This is a genomic window from Pseudomonas sp. R9.37 (assembly GCF_963878885.1).
Taxonomy (GTDB): domain Bacteria; phylum Pseudomonadota; class Gammaproteobacteria; order Pseudomonadales; family Pseudomonadaceae; genus Aquipseudomonas.
In genome coordinates, this window is record NZ_CAWNZA010000047.1 from 337947 (window position 1) to 359016 (window position 21070).

Here is a 21070-nt window from a genome sequence, read left to right on the forward strand (position 1 = left end):
GTATCTCCTTTACTTCACAGATAGGTGATGCCAGGTTTTGCCGTGCTGATGCGTGTGCCGGCACTGCCCTGGACGATGGCTTCGATGTCCGAGAGTGAACCGATGACGGCGGTTTTTCCAGTCTGGCGGGCGAACTCGCAGGCGGCTTGTACCTTGGGGCCCATGGAGCCGGCGGCGAAGCCGAGTTTTTCCATGTCGTCGGGGTGGGCCTGGCCGATGGCTTTCTGGGTCGGCTTGCCGAAGTCGATAAAGGCCGCATTAACGTCGGTGGCGATCACCAGCAAATCGGCGTCCAGTTGCGCGGCCAGCAGGGATGAGCACAGGTCTTTGTCGATCACCGCTTCAATGCCGCGCAGCTTGCCGTCCTCGCCGTACATGGTCGGGATGCCGCCGCCACCGGCGCAGATCACGATGGCGCTTTTTTCCAGCAGCCACTTGATCGGGCGGATTTCAAAGATGCGTTTGGGGCGTGGGCTGGCAACCACACGACGATACTTATCGCCGTCCGGGGCGATGGCCCAGCCTTTTTCGGCGGCGAGTTTCTCGGCTTCGGCTTTGGCGTACACCGGGCCGATGGGTTTGGTCGGGTTTTTGAAGGCCGGGTCGTTGGCGTCCACTTCCACCTGGGTCAGCAAGGTTGCGAACGGCACTTCGAAGTCCAGCAGGTTGCCCAATTCCTGTTCGATGATGTAGCCGATCATGCCTTCGGTTTCGGCGCCCAGCACGTCCAGCGGGTAGGGCGACACGCTGGTATAGGCCGCCGCCTGCAACGACAGCAGGCCGACTTGCGGGCCATTGCCGTGGGCGATCACCAACTCGTTGCCGGGATGGATCTTGGCGATCTGTTCGGTGGCGATTCGGATATTGGCGCGTTGGTTATCCGCGGTCATGGGTTCACCACGGCGGAGCAGGGCGTTACCGCCCAGTGCAACGACGATACGCATAATGCAATCCTTCTAGAATTCAACTTTGTGAACACAGGACAAATTGTGGGAGCGATGTTGGGTTAGATATCCGCCAGCGCCGACACCAGAATCGCCTTGATGGTGTGCATGCGGTTTTCCGCTTGCTCAAAGGCGATGTTGGCCGGCGACTCGAACACCTCTTCGGTCACTTCCACACCATTGGCCAGGTTCGGGTAACGTGCGGCAATGTCCTTGCCCACCTTGGTTTCGCTGTTATGAAACGCCGGCAGGCAGTGCATGAACTTCACGCGTGGGTTGCCCGAGGCCTTCATCATTTTGGCGTTGACCTGGTACGGCAGCAGTTGCTCGATACGCTCGTCCCACGCTTCCACCGGCTCGCCCATCGACACCCAGATATCGGTGTGGATGAAGTCCACGCCTTTGACCGCCTCTTTCGGGTCTTCAGTGATGGTGATGCGCGCGCCGCTTTCTTCGGCAAACGCCTGGCACTGCTTGATGAAGTCCTCGTGTGGCCACAGGGCTTTCGGCGCGCCGATGCGCACGTCCATGCCCAGCTTGGCGCCGATCATCAGCAGCGAATTGCCCATGTTGTAACGCGCATCGCCGAGGTAGGCGTAGCTGATGTCATGCAGCGGCTTGTCGCTGTGTTCGCGCATGGTCAGGGTGTCGGCGATCATTTGGGTGGGGTGGAATTCGGCGGTCAGGCCGTTGAACACCGGCACACCGGCGAACTTGGCCAGCTCTTCGACGATTTCCTGTTCAAAGCCACGGTACTCGATGGCATCGAACATCCGGCCCAATACGCGGGCGGTGTCTTTCATGCTTTCTTTGTGGCCGATCTGCGACGACACCGGGTCGATGTAGGTGACGTGGGCGCCCTGGTCGTGGGCCGCCACTTCGAACGCGCAACGGGTGCGGGTCGAGGTTTTTTCGAAGATCAGCGCGATGTTTTTGCCCTTCAGGTGTGGACGCTCGGTGCCGGTGTATTTGGCGCGCTTGAGGTCGCGGGACAGGTCCAGCAGGTAGTGCAGCTCGCGGGTGGTGTGGTGCATCAGCGAGAGCAGGCTGCGGTTGCGCATATTAAAAGCCATGGTGGATCTCCTTCTGTTTAGGTTATCCCCTTGGCCGGCGCCTCATGAGCGGCGGCCAAGGTTTGAAAGTTAGTAGTCGATTGGGTCGCGGATGATCGGGCAGGTCATGCAGTGGCCGCCGCCACGGCCGCGACCGAGTTCACCGGCGCTGATGGTGATGACTTCCACGCCGGCCTTGCGCAGCAGGGTGTTGGTGTAGGTGTTGCGGTCGTAGCCGATCACCACGCCAGGCTCCACGGCCACCACGTTGTTGCCGTCGTCCCACTGCTCGCGCTCGGCGGCGAAGCTGTTGCCGCCGGTCTCGACCACGCGCAGCGCTTTGAGGTTGAGTGCTGCGGCCACGGTTTCGAGGAAGTTGGTTTTCTCCCGCTGGATATCGATGCCGTGTGGCTTGCTTTCATCCGGGCGCAGGGTGAAGGGGATGATCTGGTTGACCACTTCCGGGAAGACGGTGACCAGGTCGCGGTCGCAGAAGCTGAACACGGTGTCCAGGTGCATCGCCGCGCGGGATTTGGGCAGGCCGGCAACGATCACGCGTTCCACGGCTTTGTTTTTGAACAGGTTGCGCGCCAGTTGGCCAATGGCCTGGTGAGAAGAGCGCTCGCCCATGCCGATCAACACCACGCCATTGCCAATCGGCATGACGTCGCCGCCTTCCAGCGTGGCGGCCCCATGCTCCTGGTCGGGGTCGCCGTACCAGATCTGGAAGTCGGCGTTGGTGAACTCGGGATGGAATTTGTAGATGGCCGAGGCCAGCAGGGTTTCCTGGCGTCGCGCCGGCCAGTACATCGGGTTCAGCGTCACGCCGCCGTAGATCCAGCAGGTGGTGTCGCGGGTGAACTGGGTGTTGGGCAGCGGCGGCAGAATGAAGCTTGCGTGGCCGAGAAAGTCGCGGAACATCTCGATGGTCTTGCCACCGAAGCTGCTCGGCAGGTCCTCGGCCGACACGCCACCGATCAGGAACTCGCTGATTTTGCGCGGCTCAAGGCTGCGCAGCCAGGAACTGACTTCATCGACCAGGCCAAGGCCCACGGTGTTTGGGGTGATCTTGCGTTCCAGAATCCAGTCCAGCGCTTCGGGGATGGCAACGATGTCGGTCAGCAGGTTGTGCATTTCCAGCACATCGATATCCCGCTCGCGCATCTTGGTGACGAAGTCGAAGTGGTCGCGCTTGGCCTGGGCCACCCACAGCACGTCATCGAACAGCAGTTCATCGCAGTTGTTGGGGGTCAGCCGCTGGTGGGCCAAACCTGGGGAGCACACCATGACTTTGCGCAGTTTGCCGGCTTCGGAATGTACGCCGTACTTCACTTTTTCCGTGGTCATTACAGATCCTCCAGTAGAAAACACTTACAGAGTCAAGAAGCCGTCGTAGAGGCCATAGGCAGCCACCAGGGCGCCAATGACGACGGCGGCGAAAATCAGCTTCTCGACGTTGGTGAAAATCGGTTTGCCCAATTCATGCTTGGCTTTGGCGAACAGGATTACGCCAGGTGCATACAGCAGGGCGGACAGCAGCAGGTATTTCACGCCGCCGGCGTAGAGCAGCCAGACCGCGTAGATCAACGCGATGGCGCCGATGAACAGGTCTTTCTTGCGTTCGCGCAGGGCGTTTTCGTAGGTCTCGCCGCGCACCGCCAGCAGCAACGCGTAAGCGGCCGACCACAGGTAAGGCACCAGGATCATCGAGGTGGCGAGGTAGATCAGCGACAGGTAGGTGCTGGCGGAAAACAGCGTGATCACCAGGAAAATCTGCACCATGGCGTTGGTCAGCCACAGGGCGTTGGCCGGCACGTGGTTGGCGTTTTCCTTGCGCAGGAACTCCGGCATGGTGTGGTCCTTGGCGGCGGCGAACATGATCTCCGCACACAACAGCACCCACGACAGCAGCGCGCCCAGCAAGGAAATGATCAAGCCGACGCTGATCAGCACTGCGCCCCAGTGACCGACCACATGCTCCAGCACGGCGGCCATCGACGGGTTCTGCAACTTGGCCAGTTCCGGCTGGGTCATGATCCCCAAAGACAGCACGTTCACCAGCATCAGGAACAGCAGCACGGTGATAAAGCCAATCACCGTGGCCTTGCCCACGTCGCTGCGTTTTTCCGCCCGCGACGAGAAGATGCTCGCGCCTTCGATGCCGATGAACACCCACACGGTGACCAGCATCATGTTGCGCACCTGGTTCATCACACTGCCCAGGTCCGGGTTTTTAACGCCCCAGATGTCAGCGGTGAAGATGTCCAGCTTGAACGCGAACAGCGCGATCAACACGAACAGCACCAGCGGCACGACCTTGGCGACGGTGGTCACCAGGTTGATGAACGCCGCTTCCTTGATCCCGCGCAGTACCAGAAAGTGCACGGCCCACAGCAACACCGACGCGCCAATCACCGCTGCCGGGGTGTTGCCTTCGCCAAAGATCGGAAAGAAGTAACCGAGGGTGCTGAACAGCAACACGAAGTAACCGACGTTGCCCAGCCAGGCGCTGATCCAGTAACCCCAGGCTGACGAGAAGCCCATGTAGTCGCCGAAACCGGCCTTGGCGTAGGCGTACACGCCGCCGTCGAGGTCGGGTTTGCGGTTGGCCAGGGTCTGGAACACAAAGGCGAGGGTCAGCATGCCGATGGCGGTAATCACCCAACCAATCAACACCGCACCCACATCGGCGCTGGCGGCCATGTTTTGCGGCAGTGAGAAGATCCCGCCACCAATCATTGAGCCCACGACCAGCGCAACCAGCGCGCCTAATCGAAGTTTTCCGGGAGATTCAGACATTGCGTGACTCCAATGCAGGAGAAGAGAGACCACAGAATAATTCCGTGCGCTAATCAAACAGCTGACTCAGATCACTTCATTGGCACATTCCATTGTGAATTAATGACTTAGGGGTAAGAACCCTGGGCAATAGTATTCCTCGCAAAGTCGCGTCCCAGAGCGGCTCTGCGTTGTGATTAATCATTTAGTGCGTTTATGTGGACTTTTGAAGCTAGCCCCTTTTGCTGAATGTGCAAACTTTTTCGGGACGGACTGCCAAATAGCCGGAAGCTGGCAAAGTGCCTGCCTATTTAAATTCTAAATAAACCCAAACTATATAAACTGTCATGCCATTACGTTATGAGCTTGACGGTTTTATCGCTGTCTTTAATAAACGCTACACTCGCTGAACTAATTAGTTGAGTGCACGGTCGTCAGCTCAATTGTTAGTTATTCAGGAGTGTCCATGTCGCAACCGGCCCAAAAACTCAAACTCAGTGCGCTGATCGCCCTGGTGGTGGGCTCAATGATTGGCGGGGGGATTTTCTCCTTGCCGCAGAACATGGCTGCACGCGCTGAAGTGGGCGCCATATTGATCGGCTGGGCGATCACCGCCGTGGGCATGCTGACGTTGGCCTTCGTGTTTCAGACCCTGGCCAACCGCAAGCCCGAACTGGACTCCGGGGTGTATGCCTACGCCAAGGCCGGCTTTGGCGACTACATGGGGTTTTCGTCGGCCTGGGGTTACTGGATCAGCGCCTGGATGGGCAATGTCGGTTACTTCGTGTTGCTGTTCAGCACCCTCGGCTACTTTTTCCCGGTGTTCGGCCAGGGCAACACGCCGATTGCCATCGCCTGCGCCTCGCTGTTGTTGTGGGCCGTGCATTTTCTGGTGATGCGCGGGATCAAGGAGGCAGCGTTCATCAACCAGATCACCACCGTGGCGAAGATCGTGCCGCTGCTGATGTTTATCGTGATCGCCGGTGTGGCGTTCAAGGCGGATATCTTCACCCGTGACATCTGGGGCCTGGGCAACCCGCAAGTCGGCAGCGTGGTTGATCAAGTGCGCAACATGATGCTGGTCACCGTGTTTGTGTTCATCGGCATCGAAGGCGCCAGCGTGTATTCGGCGCGGGCCGAGAAGCGTTCGGACGTCGGCCGGGCCACGGTAATCGGGTTTCTTGGGGTCCTGGCGCTGCTGGTGCTGGTGAATGTGTTGTCCTTGGGAATCATGAGCCAGCCAGAGTTGGCGCAGTTGCAAAACCCGTCCCTGGCGGGCGTGCTGGAACATATCGTCGGCCCTTGGGGCGCAATGGCGATCAGCATTGGCCTGGCCGTGTCCTTGCTTGGCGCCTTGCTGTCCTGGGCGCTGCTGTGCGCGGAAATTCTGTATGCCACTGCCCATGACAAGACCATGCCGGCCTTCCTGAAAAAGGAAAACGCCAACCAGGTGCCGGTCAACGCGCTGTGGCTGACCAATGTGATGATCCAGGTCTTTCTGGTGATCACGCTGTTTTCCCACAGCACCTACACCACACTGATCTACCTGGCGTCTTCGATGATTCTGGTGCCGTACCTGTGGTCGGCGGCCTATGCGGTGCTGTTGAGTGCGCGTGGCGAAACCTACGAAGGCGCCCGCCGCCAGCGCATGCAAGATTTGCTGGTGGGCCTGATTGCCCTGGCGTATGCCGTGTGGCTGCTTTATGCCGGCGGCTTGAAATACCTGCTGCTGTCGGCGCTGCTGTATGCGCCCGGTGTGATTCTGTTCGCCCTGGCCAAGCGCGAGCAGGGCCAGCCCTTGTTCACCCCTGTGGAAAAAGGCATTTTCAGCTGCGTTGTCGCCGGCGCGGGGTTGGCGGCATATGGCTTGTATGGCGGGGTATTGTCGTTGTGAGACTGGCGTATCAGCCGCCCTATGACTGGGCGGCGATGCTGGGCTTTTTGTCCCTGCGTGCGATCACTGGGCTGGAAAGTGTCGAGGCGGGTGTGTATCGGCGCAGCATCCATGTTGACGGTTGCCACGGCTGGATCAGCGTTGCGCCGGGCGCGGGCGATTGGTTGGAAGTAGGCGTCGAGGTTTCTGACGCGGCGGCGCTTGCTGAGGTCGAGCGGCGTTTGAGAGCCATGTTCGACCTGGACGCCCAGCCCGGGTTGATCAATGCGCAATTGGCCGCCGACCCGTTGATGGCGCAACTGGTGGCGGCGCGTCCGGGCCTTCGCGTGCCGGGCGCGTGGGACGGTCTGGAACTGGCGATTCGCGCAGTATTGGGCCAGCAGATCACGGTGGTGGCAGCCATTCGCCTGGCGGGCAAGCTGGTCGCGCAGTATGGCCAGCCACTGGCAACCCCACATGCGGGTATCACCCATCTGTTCCCGACGCCGCAGGTGTTGGCGCAGGCGGATCTGGCGACGTTGGGCATGCCCAAAGCGCGGGGCCGCACGATGTCCGGTGTGGCTCAGGCGTTGCTGGATGACCCGCCGTTGTTTGAGCCCAAAGCCAGTCTCAACGACGGCGTGGCCCGGCTGGTGGCCTTGCCGGGGATTGGCGACTGGACCGCGCAGTACATCGCCATGCGTCAAATGCGTGAGCCGGATGCATTTGCGTCGGGGGATGTTGGGTTGATCAATGCATTGGCGGCATTGGAAGGCGGGCCGGTTTCGGCGCGCCAGTTATTGGTGCGGGCTGAGGCGTGGCGGCCGTTGAGGGCGTATGCGGCGCAGCATTTGTGGGCGTCGCTGCAACGGGCGGATTGATGGCGTCTGTTAGGGCCTCTTCGCGGGCAAGCCCGCTCCCACAGATTGACTGCATTTCAAAGGATGTACTCGGTAAAGTCTCTTCGCGGGCAAGCCCGCTCCCACAGGTTGACTGCATTTCAAAGGATGTACTCGGTAAAGTCTCTTTGCGGGCGAGCCCGCTCTCACAGGTTGACCGCATTCCAAAGGATGTACTCGGTAAAGCGTCTTCGCGGGCGAGCCCGCTCCCACAGGTTGGCCGCGTTCCAAAGGATGTACTCGGTAAAGCGTCTTCGCGGGCAAGCCCGCTCTCACAGGTTGACCGCGTTCCAAAGGATGTACTCGGAAAAGTGTCTTCGCGGGCAAGCCCGCTGCCACAGGTTGACCGCACTCCAAAGGATGTACTCGGTAAAGCGTCTTCGCGGGCAAGCCCGCTCCCACAGGTTGACCGCGTTCCAAAGGATGTACTCGGTAAAGTGTCTTCGCGGGCAAGCCCGCTCCCACAGGTTGACCGCATTTCAAAGGATGTACTCGGTAAAGCCTCTTCGCGGGCAAGCCCGCTCCCACAGGTTGACCGCATTTCAAAGGATGTACTCGGTAAAGCGTCTTCGCGGGCGAGCCCGCTCCCACAGGTTGGCCGCGTTCCAAAGGATGTACCCGGTAAAGTGTGGGAGCGGGCTTGCCCGCGAAGGCGGTCTTCAGGTCACCACTGAGCCCGGTGCGAGCCCAATTCCCCCGCCGGCAAATCCCACTGCAGCGGCGTGCCGCTGAGGGTGACCGGTGCCAGCAACCGATGGGCCTGACCCCACGCCGTCTGCTCCACCACCAACCCCTGGTCACTCGGCTCTTCGGCCCGTAACGCCGGTTGCTGCGGCACCTGTCCGGCTTCCACCAGCAACTTCGCCGTGCGCGCCAGTGACAACCGCGCCGAGCCGCCACGCCCGGATTTAAAGCGTTCGCTTAGCGCCTGGATCGCGCTGGCTGCCATCAAATACCCGGTGGCGTGATCCAGCGCCTGCACCGGCAGCGGCACCGGTTTATCCGACTGCTTCCAGGCCATGCCCGCGTCGGCAATCCCGCTGCTCATCTGCACCAGGCTGTCGAAGCCGCGGCGATTGCGCCAGGGGCCGCTCCAGCCATAGGCATTGAGGCTCACGTCGATCAGCCCGGGGGCGAGGGTCTGCAGTTCTGCGGCGGTGTAGCCCAGTTGCTCAAGGGCGTCGGCGCGGTAACCGTGAAACAGGATGTCGGCGTCCTTGAGCAGCGCTTCAAACACCTGTCGGCCTTCGGGGCTCTTCAAGTCCAGACGTGCGCAGCGTTTGCCCAAGGTCATTTCCGGCACCACGCCGGGTTCGTTCCAGTCAGGCGAGTCGATGCGCAGCACGTCGGCGCCGAGCCCGGCGAGGAAGCGACTGGCCACGGGGCCGGCCAATACGCGCGTCAGGTCCAGTACCTTGATGCCCGCCAGCGGGCGCGCCACCGAGCCGAGCCAGGGTTTGTCGGTGGGGGTGTCGAAGGTCTGGCGCTGCACCAATTTCTCGGCATTCACCGCCAACCCTTGGGGATGGGTTTGCCAGGCCTGCCACGCGCGCATCTGCGCTGCGCAGCCGTTGACATCGACAATCGCCTGCTCCAGCTCGGCGGCGTTCCACTTAGCAACGTTTGCGGCCATTTCGGTGCGGTCATTGACTTTGCCCAAGACCCGTTCGGCGGCGGCGCGGTGATGCGGGGCGTTGGTGTGCAGGCGAATCCAGCCATCGGCGCAGGCATAATCGCCGGCCACCGGGTCCCACAGCGGCGGTGTTTCCCAACCCACGGGGCGAATCGAGGACGAAAACCAGAAGGAGGCGAGGCGCCGGTCCACGCTGACGCTGGGCAAACGCCCAGTCTGTTGGTGGATAAGGTGAGCCACGGCCTGGCCGGCTGCGCCAATGCTGGCGCTGGCCAGTTCGGTGACGGCGAAGGTCGAGGGCAGGGCGCCAGCCTCGGTGAAAGTCAGCGAGGATTGCGGTAGATCGAGTGCGGCTTGGATGGGAGTCAGCAGGTCAGTCATCAAAGGCCCTCCGTTAGAGAAGGGCCACTATAGAAGATCCTCACACCGGTGTGACAACTCCCGGTTCCAACGGCAGGTCGATGCTGGCGATGAAACCTCCGTCGGGGTGATTGGCCAGGATCAGGCTGCCGCCATGGCGTTCCGCTGCGCGCCGGGCAATCGCCAGACCCAGGCCGTGGCCTTGTGCAGCCTGGCCGGGCGCGCGGTAAAACGGTTCGCCCAATTGGCTGAGGTGTTCGGCTTCGACGCCGGGGCCGTGGTCGCGCACGCTGATCAGAATGCGCTCGCCGTGGCGCCGAGCGTGCAACTCGATCGGTTGACCCTGTGGGTTGAAGCGCTGGGCGTTGCGCAGCAGGTTATCCACGGCGCGCTCGATCATGGTCGGCCAGCCCTTGAGCGCCAGCTCGGGGTCGGCGGTGAGTTGCACCACCTGGTCGGGAGCGCCGAGCTGGGCGTCCTTTTGCAGGCTCTTGAGCAGTGGGTTGAGGTCGACCTCTTCGGCACTCGCGTTGTCGGCATCGACGCGGGCCAAGACCAGGATTTCGCTGATCAGCGCTTCCAGGCGATCGCACTCGCGGGTCAGGCGTGGCCAGAGTCTTTCGCGTTCTTCAGGGCTTGCGCGTTCGGCCAACGCCAGGGCGATGCGCAAACGGGCCAGGGGCGAGCGCAGTTCGTGGGACACGTCGCGCAGCAACTGGCGCTGGCTGCCGATCAGGCTTTGCAGGCGGGCGCCCATGCGGTTGAAGTCGGTGGCCAATACGCCGAATTCATCGCGTCGGTTGGCCAGGCGCGCCAGGCTGTTTTGTTGGTAGGTGGCCTGGCCCAGGTCATGCACCGCGCCGCGCAGACGGCTGAGCGGGCGGGTAATGGACAGCGTCACCAGCAGGCTGAACAGGGTCAGCACCACCAGCGCAATCGCCAGCGCACTCAGTGGCCAGAGCAGGCTGCTGCGGTGCCAGGCGTCGAGTTCCGGGTGCGGGATGCGGTAGATCAGCAGGTAGGTGTCGCCGGTTTTTTCACTGGTGTACTCGGCGGTCAGGCGGCGCCACGGCAGGTGGCCGTCCTGGCTGTCATTTTGCCGGGCCTCGAAGGCGGCGGCGCGGCGGGGGAACGTACCGCGCACCACCGGCTCGCCGCTTTCATTGAGCACCTGCACGTCGATGTGGTACTGGCGTTTGCGTTGTTGCAGCAAATCCTGAGCGGCGTCCTCGCCCTGGGTTTCGTAGAGTTGCGTCCACTCCTGCGCCAGGTTGTTGAGGCCGGGATGACGGCTGAGAATCCAGGCGTCCTGGTTGAGCATGTGCCCAAGCAGAATCGACAGCCCGGCAACCAAGGCGATGGCCAGCCAGAAACTGGCCAGGATGCGCCAGAACAATGAACGCACAGGAAACCCTCAAGCAGGAAAAGCCCAGCGGCGCGAGCCACTGGGCTGGGGTGGTAAAGCTAGAGCATTATTGCGCTTTTTGCGGCTGCTGGGCTTTCCAGGCCTGGAATTCCTTCCACTCGGCGCGGCGTTCGGCTTGTTTCTTGACGATCTCGTCGAATTTCTTCTGTTGATCGGGCTTGAGCACGGCGCGGATGTCAGCCTGGGTTTTTTGCTTGGCGGCGGCCATTTCGTTTTTCATGGCTTGCTGGTCAGCGGCTGGGAGTTTGTCCAGGTACTTGCGCACGATCTCTTTGCGGCCGTGCCATTGTTCACCCATCAGCTTGCCGATTTGCTCGCGCTGTTCGCGGCTCAGGTCGAGTTGGCTCAGCGGGCCGCCTTTGCCACGCGGACCGTGTTCACCGCCGTGGCCCGGGCCACCCATCATGTGGCCTTCAGGTCCGCCCATCGGGCCTGGGCCTTCTGGCGCGGCGGCCATGGCAACGGTCGGCAGGGCAGCGGCGAACATCAAAGCGATAAGGGTCTTGCGCATGGTGATTCTCCTGTCTCTATTCCGGTGAGTCCGGATGTGAGTAGGTTACTCAGATCAAGGTCAACGGCGGTCAGGTGTGGGTAAAGCTTGGGTAAAGAGGGGGTTGGTGGGGGCTGACAAAACTTGGGGCGGGGTTGGGGTGGGGTGGGGGTTGGGTACATATCCGTTGCTGCGGTCACGGCGGCTGGCGGTTCCGCTCTTACATCGGGTCACTTTTGGCAAACGCCCGGAATGCCGGCCCAGCCAAAAGTAACCAAAAGGTCTTTGCCCCACCACTCGGTGCCTCGCCTAGGCTCGGCATTCCCTCACTCCGGCTTGAATCCGTGGGCCGCCGCGACGGGCCATCCATGGCCCAACGCGGCTAACCCGGCGTCCTGCCGGGTTACCCACGGATTCAAGCCTGCGTTCGGCCAGCGTGGTTGACGGGGCCTGTCAGATCAAGATCAAAAGCAGAGCACGGCGGCCTAGTAGCCGACCTGAGTGGTTGAAGCAAAAGCAGGGCAACAGCACAGCAACACATCTCTATCTGATGCACAGCGTTCTAAATGTGGGAGCGGGCTTGCTCGCGAAGGCGGTGGGTCAGTTAGCTCATGTGTAGCTGACACACCGCCTTCGTGAGCAAGCCCGCTCCCACAAGTTGACCGAGTTCAGCCGCCAGCACTGCACCGCACTGCTTTGCTTTTCTGTGGGAGCTGGCTTGCCTGCGATGCAGACACCTCGGTCTATCAGGCACAACCAGTTGATGCCATCGCAGGCAAGCCAGCTCCCACATTTGATTGAGTTCAGCTTCCAAGATCAGGTCGGCTGTCAGGCCGCCTCGCGTCCGCTTTTGATCTAACCACTCAGGTCGGCTACCAGGCCGCCGTGCCCTGCTTTTGATCTTGATCTGCTTTTGACTTTGATCTTAGGCGCCCCGTTAAACCACGCTGGCCGAACGCAGGCTTGAATCCGTGGGTAACCCGGCAGGACGCCGGGTTAGCCGTGTTGGGCCATGGATGGCCCGTCACGGCGGCCCACGGATTCAAGCCTTCGTTCGGGCACACCGAAGCGTGAGCGAGGTGCCGAGTGGTGGGGCAAGAGCCCTTTGGTTACTTTGGGGCTTTTCCAAAGTGACCCGCCGTAAGGGCGGAACCCAAAGCGGCCATCACCCAAACAACGGATATACACCCACCCCAAAAGCTCGCCCCCAAGGCCCAACCCCCGCAATCCTCAGAGGCTGTAATAATACCCGCGACTACGCAACGCCACGATCCGTGGTCGGCCATCCGAGTGTGGGCCGATCTTTTTACGCAGGTTGCTCACGTGCATATCCAAGCTGCGATCGTAAAGGGTCAACTTACGCCCCAGGGCAATCTGCGCCAGTTCCTGCTTATCCAGCGGTTCACCCGGCTGGCGCAGCAAGGCCTCAAGCAGGCGACTCTCCGAAACGGTGAGGGCAAATTCCTGCTCATCGATGGTCACCACCCCACGCACCGGGCTGAAGCACAGGTCGCCCAGTTCCAGCTGAGTAGACACCGCCGCCGGATGACTGCGGCGCAATACGGCGCGCAAGCGGGCAGTCAGTTCGCGCGGGTCGCAGGGCTTGGCCAGGTAATCGTCGGCGCCCAGCTCCAGGCCGAGGATGCGATCCAGCGGCTCGCCCCGTGCCGAAAGCATCAGCACCGGCAATTCCGGATGGTCGTTGCGCAATTGCTTGAGCAGCTCCAGGCCGCTGCCGTCGGGCAGCATCACATCAAGCACCACTGCTGCAGGGGCGCTGTCGGCCAGGGCTTTGCGCGCGCTCAAGCCGTCGTGGCAGGCGCGCACCTGGAAACCTTCCTGGCTCAGCCAGCTGGTCAGCAGCTCACAGAGCTCCTGGTCATCATCTATCAGTAACAGCTCGCTCATGACTCACTCAATTTAGCCATTGTCGACGGCGACGGTGCCCACCGCTGGCGAAGATACCGCACAGCAGGGCGATCAGGGCGACGGCCCCTCCGGTGACAAACCACTGTTGTTGCTCGGTCAGCCAGCGGGTCAAGGCGCCGCCTTGTGATGCTTTGAGTTGCTGGGCCAGGCGTTGGTTCTCTTGGCGCAAGCGACTCAGTTGGGCACTTTCGCGGGCAGTGTCTGCGCTTTGCAATTGCTTGCTCAGTTCTTCACGCAGCTGTTCGCTTTCTTTCAAACGTTGCTGCAACTCGGTGATCTGGCTGCCGGCACTCAGGGACAGGGGCGTGGAACTGCCGGTGTTCGAGGTTTCTTCAGCGTGGGCGGTAGCCCCGATCGTTAACACGGCCAACAGACACAACTGACGTAAGCGCATCGGAACTCCTGATTCCACACGAATATTCAGAACGTTGTCGGCAGGTCACCGAGAATAATGAGCAATTAGGAGCGCGCCGAACCGAATAGGTTCGGCCCGGCTTTATTAAAGAAAGCGGTTCAAGGCAGGACTTGCTTGAACGGCTTGATCACCACATCAGCGTAGACGCCTGCTGCTACATACGGGTCGGCTTTGGCCCAGGCTTGGGCGTCTGCCAACGACGCAAACTCGGCGACGATCAGGCTGCCGGTGAAGCCGGCGTCGCCCGGGTCGTTGCTGTCCACGGCCGGGTGTGGGCCGGCCAGCACGATGCGGCCTTCGGCTTGCAGCTGTTTGAGGCGTTCAACGTGGGCCGGGCGCACGGACAGGCGTTTTTCCAGCGAGTTGGCAACGTCGGTAGCAATGATGGCGTAGAGCATGTCAGTCCTCGGTTTTCGGCGTGGTAGGGGCGGTGTCATGCAGATGGCGCGACAGGTAGATACCCTGGCCGATCAGGAACAATACGGTCATGCCCAGGCTGCCGAAGACCTTGAAGTCGACCCAGTAGGCCTGGAAGGTAAAGGCCACGAACAGGTTAGCGGCGCCGCAGAACAGGAAAAACACGATCCAGGCCACGTTCAAGCGTGTCCACACCGGGTCCGGCAGGGTCAGTGCATGGCCCATGATGCGCTTGATCAGCAGGCGATCACCGATGAAGTGGCTGCCGATGAAGACCAGGGCGAACAGCCAGTTCACCACGGGGGCTTTCCATTTAAGGAAGGTTTCGCTGTGGAAGGCCAGGGTCAGGCCACCGAATACCAGGCAGGCAATCAGGGTCAGCCATTGGCTTTTTTCCAGCTTGCGCTGGGAGATGAAGATGGCGCCGTAGACCACGATCGAGCTGATGATCAGCACGGCGGTAGCGCTGTAGATGCCCCCGAATGTCAGCTCGTGACCGGCGATATCAATGACCCTGGGGTCGAGTTTGGTAACGATGAAAAACAGCAACAGCGGGATGAAGTCGATGAATTGTTTCACAGTAAGAGCCAGAAGCTGGATGTGGCGGCATAATAACAAACATCCTTGGTTGCGATAGCGCCAGCTGACTTGAGGTTACACACCCCCGTGAATGTTGATTTGCACTGCCACAGCACGGCCTCCGACGGCGCCCTGGCGCCCGCGGTACTGGTTGCGCGTGCGTTTGAAAAAGGCGTGCGAGTCCTGTCTTTGACCGACCACGACACCCTCGAAGGCCTCGATGAAGCCCGTACGGCCGCGCATGCGTTGGGCATGCAGCTGGTCAACGGCGTGGAATTGTCCTGTACCTGGGGCGGCGCCACCATTCATGTGCTCGGTTACGGTTTTGATCAGAACGCCGCGCCGTTGGTCGAGGCCATTGCCCAATTGCACGATGGCCGCTGGCTGCGGTCCGAAGAAATAAGCCGCAAGCTCAGCCTTAAAGGCATGCCCAATGCCCTGGAGGGCGCCCGCGCCATCCAGCAGGAACTGGGCGACAGCGGCAACGCACCAGCCCGTCCGCACTTTGCCGACTGGATGGTGCGTGAAGGTTTTGTAAAAGATCGCGCCGAGGCCTTTCGCAAATGGCTGGGCGCCGGCAAGTTGGGTGACGTCAAGCAACACTGGCCGACCCTGGAAGACACCGTCGCCACTCTGCGGGCCGCTGGGGCCTGGGTCAGCCTGGCGCATCCGTGGCATTACGATTTCACCCGCAGCAAGCGCCGCAAGTTGATTGCCGACTATATTGGAGCGGGCGGCCACGCTATCGAAGTGGTCAACGGGCACCAACCCGCCGATCAGGTGGGCAGCCTGGCGATACTTGCTCGCGAATTTGGTCTGCTGGTCAGCGCCGGCAGTGACTTTCATGGCCCAGGCGGCTGGTCCGAGATTGGCGAGTATCGCCAGGTACCGGAAGATCTGCCGCTGTTGTGGGGGCGATTCAAGCATGACCCCATTATTGCCACCGTCTGAACAGGTAGAACACGTGAGTCAATTCTTCCAGATTCATCCGGAAAACCCTCAAGCACGCCTGATTAAACAGGCCGTGGAGATCATCCGCGCCGGCGGCGTGGTGATCTACCCGACCGACTCGTCCTACGCCATTGGTTGCCAGATCGGCGACAAGAACGCGGTTGAACGGGTCAGACGCCTGCGTGACCTGGACAAGAATCACAACTTCGCACTGATTTGCAGCGATCTGTCCCAGCTTGGGCTGTTTGCCAAGGTCGACACGGGCACCTTCCGCCTGCTCAAGGCCCATACGCCGGGGCCTTACACCTTTATCCTCAACGCCACCCGCGAAGTACCGCGCCTGTTGCTGCACCCGAAAAAGCGCACCATCGGCCTGCGTGTGCCGGAGCATCCGATTGCCCTGGCGTTGCTGGCTGAACTGGGCGAGCCGCTGATGAGTGTGTCGTTGATCCTGCCCGGTGAAGAAGAGCCGCTGTACGACCCGTACGAAATGCGCCGCCTGCTGGAAAAACACGTCGACTTGATCATCGACGGCGGCTACGGCGGCAACAAGGCCTCCACCGTGATCAACCTGGCCGACGGCGAGCCGGAAGTGGTGCGTGTGGGTTGCGGCGATCCGACGCCGTTCATGGTCGAGGCCTGAATGTCGGTCGTCGAAACCGTCGACAGCCAGGCCGGCGCCCAGCAGGAACTGCCGTTTGCCATGGTCTATGGCCAGGCGGTCCTGGAAATGCCGCTGGACCTGTACATCCCGCCGGACGCCCTGGAAGTGTTCCTTGAAGCCTTCGAAGGCCCGCTGGACTTGCTGCTGTACCTGATCCGCAAGCAGAACATCAATATCCTCGACATCCCGGTGGCGGAAATCACCCGCCAGTACATGGGGTATGTCGAGCTGATGCAGACCGTGCGCCTGGAGCTGGCCGCCGAGTACCTGGTGATGGCCGCGATGCTCGCCGAGATCAAGTCGCGCATGCTGTTGCCGCGCTCGGAGACCATCGAAGCCGAAGAGGACGACCCGCGCGCCGAACTGATCCGTCGTCTGCAAGAGTACGAACGTTTCAAGGCCGCCGCCGAAGGCATCGACGGTCTGAGCCGCGTTGGCCGTGACGTGGTCGTGCCCAAGCTCGACGCCCCGGAAGCTCGGGCGCGCAAGCTGTTGCCGGATGTGAGCCTGGAAGAATTGCTGATGTCCATGGCCGAAGTGCTGCGCCGGGGCGACATGTTTGAAAGCCACCAGGTCAGTCGCGAGGCGCTGTCGACCCGCGAGCGCATGAGCGATGTGCTCGAACGCCTCAAGGGCGGCGGGTTTGTACCCTTTGTCGAGTTGTTCACCAAAGAAGAAGGGCGCCTGGGGGTGGTGGTGACCTTTATGGCGATCCTTGAGCTGGTCAAGGAATCCTTGGTCGAGCTGGTCCAGAATGAGCCTTTTGCGGCTATCCACGTGCGGGCGCGAGCCGAATAACGAGCTGAATCGATGAATTTGACTGAACCCCGCGAACTGGCGCCGCTGCTGGAAGCCTTTCTCCTGGCCTCGGGTAAACCGCAATCCCTTGAGCGCCTGTTCGAACTCTTTGAAGAGGCCGAGCGCCCTGAGCCACCGGTGTTCAAGAAGGCATTGGAGATCCTGCGCAAGTCCTGCGATGGTCGCGCCTTTGAGCTGCGCGAAGTGGCGTCGGGTTATCGCCTGCAGATCCGTGAGAAGTTTTCCCCCTGGGTCGGCCGTCTGTGGGAAGAGCGCCCACAGCGTTATTCGCGGGCGATGCTTGAGACCATGGCGCTGATCGCCTATCGCCAGCCGATCACCCGGGGCGAAATCGAGGACGTGCGCGGTGTGGCGGTCAACAGCCATATCGTCAAGACATTGCTGGAGCGTGAGTGGATCCGCATCGTCGGCTACCGCGATGTGCCCGGCAAACCGGCGATGTTTGCCACCACCAAGGTGTTCCTCGACCACTTCAACCTGAAAAACCTGGATGACCTGCCGCCGCTCGCCGAACTGCGCGAGATGGAGGCCGAACCGGTATTGGATTTCGACGACGCACCGGTTCCTGCCAGCCTGCAGGAACTCGCCGACGCCACGGCCGAGCCGGAAGAGCCGAAGGACGAGACCAGCTTCCATACCTTGTTGCTCGAATTGGACGACATGGAGCAGGGGATCAAGACCGACTTCGACGACTTGCTGCGTGACGGTGCGAGTGAACCGCAAACCCAGGTGAACGGTGAAACCGCGCCCGAGGTCGAAGTTGAACCGGAACCGGAACCGGAACCGGAGCCAGAACCGGAGCCAGAACCGGAGCCCGAGGAAGACATCCTTGGCGTGGCTCAAGCCCGCGAGAAACTCCTGGCTGCCGTCGCCGCCCTCGAACAACCGCCGTTGAGCGACGAGGAAGACGAAGCCCGGGCGCTGGCCGAGGCCATCGAAAACGAACGCCGCCAACTCGAAGACTGACGCACTTCGATGTGGGAGGGGGCTTGCCCCCGATAGCAGTCCCCCAGTGACAAAAATGCAGGCTCACACACTGCATCGGGGGCAAGCCCCCTTGCCACATTGGATCTCCATTGTCTGGATTGTCTGGGAGAAAACATGAGTTCCACCAAAGACCCGTGCATCAGCATCTGCAAATTCAGCGACGATATCTGCGTCGGCTGTGGCCGCAGCAAGCGCGAAATCCGCGCCTGGAAGAAGCTCGACAAGGTCGACAAGCGCACAGTATTGGCCGAAGCCGAGCTGCGCCTGTTGGCGTTGGGCGCCACCGGTCGGCGGAAAAGCAAATGACTGCGCCTTAATCGACTAGTCTGTGATGCGCAACGCGCGCCATGCGCGTATGATTCGCGACCCTTTGGCGACGTATTCGCCCAAAGCCCCGCTTTCAACACTCCTCAGGCCACGCCTGAATCGACCCACCGGGAGGTGCTTAAGATGAACGACCAAGACCAGAACGACAGCCAGGAAATCGGCCCAGCAGGCGAAAAACTGCAAAAGGTGCTGGCGCGTATCGGCGTGGGCTCGCGCCGCGACGTCGAAGCCTGGATCACCCAGAAGCGCATCAAGGTCAACGGCGTTGAAGCCACCCTTGGCCAGCGCGTCGACCTGCACGATGCAATCACCATTGATGGCAAGGTCATCAAGCGTGAAGAGGCCGCCGAATCGGTGCGCCGCGTCATCATGTACAACAAGCCCGACGGCGAGATCTGCACCCGTGACGACCCGGAAGGCCGTCCGACCGTGTTCGACAAGATGCCCAAGCCGAAAGAAGGCCGCTGGATCAACATCGGCCGTCTGGACATCAACACCACCGGTTTGCTGATGTTCACCACCGACGGCGAGCTGGCCAACCGCCTGATGCACCCGTCCTATGAGATGGACCGTGAATACGCCGTGCGTGTACGCGGTGAAGTCGATGACGAGATGATCGAGCGCTTGAAAGCGGGCGTCGTCCTTGAAGACGGCCCGGCCAAGTTCACCGACATCAAGCAGGCGCCAGGCGGCGAAGGTTTCAACCATTGGTACCACTGCGTGGTGATGGAAGGCCGTAACCGTGAAGTGCGTCGCCTGTGGGAATCCCAGGGCCTGGTAGTCAGCCGCCTGAAACGCGTGCGTTTCGGCCCGGTGTTCTTGAACTCCGACCTGCCGATGGGCCGCTGGCGCGAAATGAGCCAGTACGAGGTCGATATCCTCAGCGCTGAAGTTGGCCTGACGCCGGTTGCCATGCCGCAGATGAACGCCAAGAGCAAAGACAAGCTTGAGCGTATGCAGCGTAAATCGTCGCGTCCTGTGGCCCGTACCGAACGTGTTGCCCGCACCCTGCGCCCTGCACTGAACGCGCCGGCCACCGGCGGTCGCATTTCGCGTGAGCCGCACATCGAAGGCGAGCGTCGCCCAACCGCGCCGTCCCGCCAGGAAGGCGAGCGTGGCCCTCGCACCCCGCGTCCTGCGCGTGGCGGCGAAGCACCAAGCGGCGGCCGCGGCAACCGTGGTGAAGGCCGTGGTGCTCCGGCATCCGACCGCCCAGCCGACAGCGCCAGCACCAAGCGTCCAGCCAAGCCGGCAGCGAACAAGCGTCCTGGGCCGAAGCTGGTCGCGGACGAGCCGTCGGGCAAGCGCCGTGGCGCCCCGGCCGGTTCCGGCCAGCGTCCTGGTTTTGGTCGCAAGAAGCCGCAGTGATGTAAGTGCTGCACAAAAAAACGCCAACCCTCGGGTTGGCGTTTTTTTTTGCCATGAAATACGGTCAAAAATGTAGGAGCGGGCTTGCTCGCGAATGCGGTGGAGCAGTCAGTACATCGGGTGACTGACACTGCGCATTCGCGAGCAAGCCCGCTCCCACATTTGTACCTCCAGTGTTTCTGAGTTTTGTGCTCAGAACGCAAACGTTCCATCAAACACCGGCTTGTCATCCAGCGCCAACACGCCGCTGGCAAAGATCAAATCCAGGTGGTGACTGCCTTTCTGCCCGCCGCCCAAGCCCAGGTGCAAGCCGCAATGGCGCTCCTCGAACCCGGCATTGCGCGCGTACAAATCCTTGACCCCTTCATTGGTGCCAATCCCCAGCTCTTCCACGCGACGGTTGGACGGGTTGGCATTCAAGTACTTGTTGAAATCGTCCGCCAAGCCCGGCACATCGCTGGCCACGCTGCAAATCGTCGAGTTCTCGATCCACAGCTCCAGCGGTGATTGCAGTACGCCGTATTTGCGCGCAAACGGGATGGTGCTCAGAAACGTGCCGACAAACCGCACCTGGCCGTTGATGGCCTCGCTGTGCGTGGCGATCTCGCCCGGCGCCAGGTCATGGTTGCCGACGCCATTGATATTGGTCCACTTCTTGATGCTGCTCATCGGCGCTTCCAGGCGCGAGCCGTGTTTGTCGGTAAAGCTCAGCACGTTGGCCTGGGACATGCGCCGGATCAGCGTGGCGTTGAGGTCGGCAATGCGTTGCGGCTCGACGCTGAAGGTGTCGTAGAAATAGTCGCCGTAATCCTTGAACAGCAGGGATTTCTTCCAGTGCTCGGCCATCACTTCCTGCAGGGCGCGGATAAAGTCCGGGCCTTCGGCGCGTGGATTGGGCAGGGTCGAGGAATCGTAGAGAAACAGGTACAGGTCACAGGTTTCGATGGCCTGGGCCAGGGTGTCGCTGGCGGCCAGGTCCAGGCGCTGCAACTGGAAATTGAATCGGGCGGCGCTGCCGTGGGTGATCGCCTGGGCAATGGCGTCATAGCGCTCGGTGTGGCCCAGCAGCACGGTTGGGCGGCTCAGGCCGTTGAGGGCCGGGTGATGCGCAAGGTAGTAGAGAAAGTGTTCGACGGCGCGGGCCTTGTCCATGACGTGT

At 61.3% G+C, this 21070-nt stretch carries 20 protein-coding genes; 8 read left to right on the forward strand and 12 right to left on the reverse strand.

Going from position 1 to position 21070, the window contains the following annotated elements:
* Nucleotides 1-14 precede the first annotated feature (14 nt).
* From arcC to arcD (AACU78_RS25495), 4 genes are all read right to left on the reverse strand, one after another.
* Complete coding sequence (gene arcC, locus AACU78_RS25480) at nt 15-944, reverse strand: carbamate kinase (protein WP_106578404.1); 930 nt, start codon at nt 942-944, stop codon at nt 15-17.
* A 62-nt stretch (nt 945-1006) separates the two neighbouring features.
* Complete coding sequence (locus tag AACU78_RS25485; protein ID WP_071484378.1) at nt 1007-2017, reverse strand: ornithine carbamoyltransferase; 1011 nt, start codon at nt 2015-2017, stop codon at nt 1007-1009.
* 69 nt (nt 2018-2086) lie between these two features.
* Nucleotides 2087-3343, reverse strand: coding sequence for an arginine deiminase (arcA, locus tag AACU78_RS25490; protein WP_106578405.1), 1257 nt, complete (start codon nt 3341-3343; stop codon nt 2087-2089).
* 24 nt (nt 3344-3367) lie between these two features.
* Entirely contained in the window at nt 3368-4795 is a 1428-nt protein-coding gene (arcD, locus tag AACU78_RS25495; RefSeq protein ID WP_106578406.1) for an arginine-ornithine antiporter, read from the reverse strand.
* Nucleotides 4796-5240: 445 nt separating this feature from the next.
* On the opposite strand from arcD (AACU78_RS25495), the gene arcD (AACU78_RS25500) reads away from it, so the two are divergent.
* Nucleotides 5241-6668 carry an arginine-ornithine antiporter gene (arcD, locus tag AACU78_RS25500; protein WP_106578407.1) on the forward strand — a complete coding sequence of 476 codons (1428 nt, stop codon included), beginning with the start codon at nt 5241-5243 and terminating at the stop codon, nt 6666-6668.
* Nucleotides 6665-7528, forward strand: coding sequence for a DNA-3-methyladenine glycosylase family protein (locus AACU78_RS25505; protein WP_106578408.1), 864 nt, complete (start codon nt 6665-6667; stop codon nt 7526-7528). The genes arcD (AACU78_RS25500) and AACU78_RS25505 overlap by 4 nt, the downstream gene beginning before the upstream one ends.
* A 682-nt stretch (nt 7529-8210) precedes the next feature.
* On the opposite strand, the gene AACU78_RS25510 is transcribed toward AACU78_RS25505, so the two are convergent.
* From AACU78_RS25510 to AACU78_RS25540, 7 genes are all read right to left on the reverse strand, one after another.
* A complete protein-coding gene (locus tag AACU78_RS25510) occupies nt 8211-9560 on the reverse strand; it encodes a CoA transferase (protein ID WP_106578409.1) in 1350 nt (449 codons plus the stop codon).
* Nucleotides 9561-9600: 40 nt separating this feature from the next.
* On the reverse strand, nt 9601-10944 hold the full coding sequence (locus AACU78_RS25515) for a sensor histidine kinase (protein ID WP_106578410.1): 1344 nt from the start codon (nt 10942-10944) through the stop codon (nt 9601-9603).
* 67 nt (nt 10945-11011) lie between these two features.
* Entirely contained in the window at nt 11012-11476 is a 465-nt protein-coding gene (locus tag AACU78_RS25520; RefSeq protein WP_106578411.1) for an LTXXQ domain protein, read from the reverse strand.
* Nucleotides 11477-12685: 1209 nt separating this feature from the next.
* Nucleotides 12686-13363 carry a response regulator transcription factor gene (locus AACU78_RS25525; protein WP_106578413.1) on the reverse strand — a complete coding sequence of 226 codons (678 nt, stop codon included), beginning with the start codon at nt 13361-13363 and terminating at the stop codon, nt 12686-12688.
* 7 nt (nt 13364-13370) lie between these two features.
* The gene (locus AACU78_RS25530) at nt 13371-13778 is read right to left on the reverse strand and encodes a translation initiation factor 2 (protein WP_106578414.1); all 408 of its coding nucleotides are present in this window, start codon (nt 13776-13778) and stop codon (nt 13371-13373) included.
* Nucleotides 13779-13897: 119 nt separating this feature from the next.
* On the reverse strand, nt 13898-14197 hold the full coding sequence (locus AACU78_RS25535; protein ID WP_015885584.1) for a YciI family protein: 300 nt from the start codon (nt 14195-14197) through the stop codon (nt 13898-13900).
* A 1-nt stretch (nt 14198) separates the two neighbouring features.
* A complete protein-coding gene (locus tag AACU78_RS25540; RefSeq protein WP_106578415.1) occupies nt 14199-14795 on the reverse strand; it encodes a septation protein A in 597 nt (198 codons plus the stop codon).
* 87 nt (nt 14796-14882) lie between these two features.
* Between AACU78_RS25540 and AACU78_RS25545 the strand changes: the two genes are divergently transcribed.
* The 6 genes from AACU78_RS25545 (at nt 14883) to rluB (ending at nt 19911) form a co-directional block, all read left to right on the forward strand.
* Nucleotides 14883-15746 (forward strand): PHP domain-containing protein, encoded by an 864-nt coding sequence (locus AACU78_RS25545; RefSeq protein ID WP_106578416.1) that lies wholly within the window; start codon nt 14883-14885, stop codon nt 15744-15746.
* Nucleotides 15747-15759: 13 nt separating this feature from the next.
* Nucleotides 15760-16389, forward strand: a complete 630-nt coding sequence (locus AACU78_RS25550) for an L-threonylcarbamoyladenylate synthase (protein WP_106578417.1) — start codon at nt 15760-15762, stop codon at nt 16387-16389.
* A 120-nt stretch (nt 16390-16509) separates the two neighbouring features.
* A complete protein-coding gene (locus AACU78_RS25555) occupies nt 16510-17208 on the forward strand; it encodes a segregation and condensation protein A (protein ID WP_177410104.1) in 699 nt (232 codons plus the stop codon).
* A 12-nt stretch (nt 17209-17220) separates the two neighbouring features.
* Complete coding sequence (gene scpB / locus AACU78_RS25560; protein ID WP_106578419.1) at nt 17221-18195, forward strand: SMC-Scp complex subunit ScpB; 975 nt, start codon at nt 17221-17223, stop codon at nt 18193-18195.
* A 135-nt stretch (nt 18196-18330) separates the two neighbouring features.
* Entirely contained in the window at nt 18331-18522 is a 192-nt protein-coding gene (locus AACU78_RS25565) for a DUF1289 domain-containing protein (protein ID WP_005790815.1), read from the forward strand.
* Nucleotides 18523-18666: 144 nt separating this feature from the next.
* Entirely contained in the window at nt 18667-19911 is a 1245-nt protein-coding gene (gene rluB / locus AACU78_RS25570; RefSeq protein ID WP_106578420.1) for a 23S rRNA pseudouridine(2605) synthase RluB, read from the forward strand.
* Nucleotides 19912-20103: 192 nt separating this feature from the next.
* Here the strand turns inward: rluB and AACU78_RS25575 are convergent, their stop codons facing one another.
* The gene (locus AACU78_RS25575) at nt 20104-21063 is read right to left on the reverse strand and encodes a leucyl aminopeptidase (protein ID WP_106578421.1); all 960 of its coding nucleotides are present in this window, start codon (nt 21061-21063) and stop codon (nt 20104-20106) included.
* Between the last annotated feature and the right edge of the window lie 7 nt (nt 21064-21070).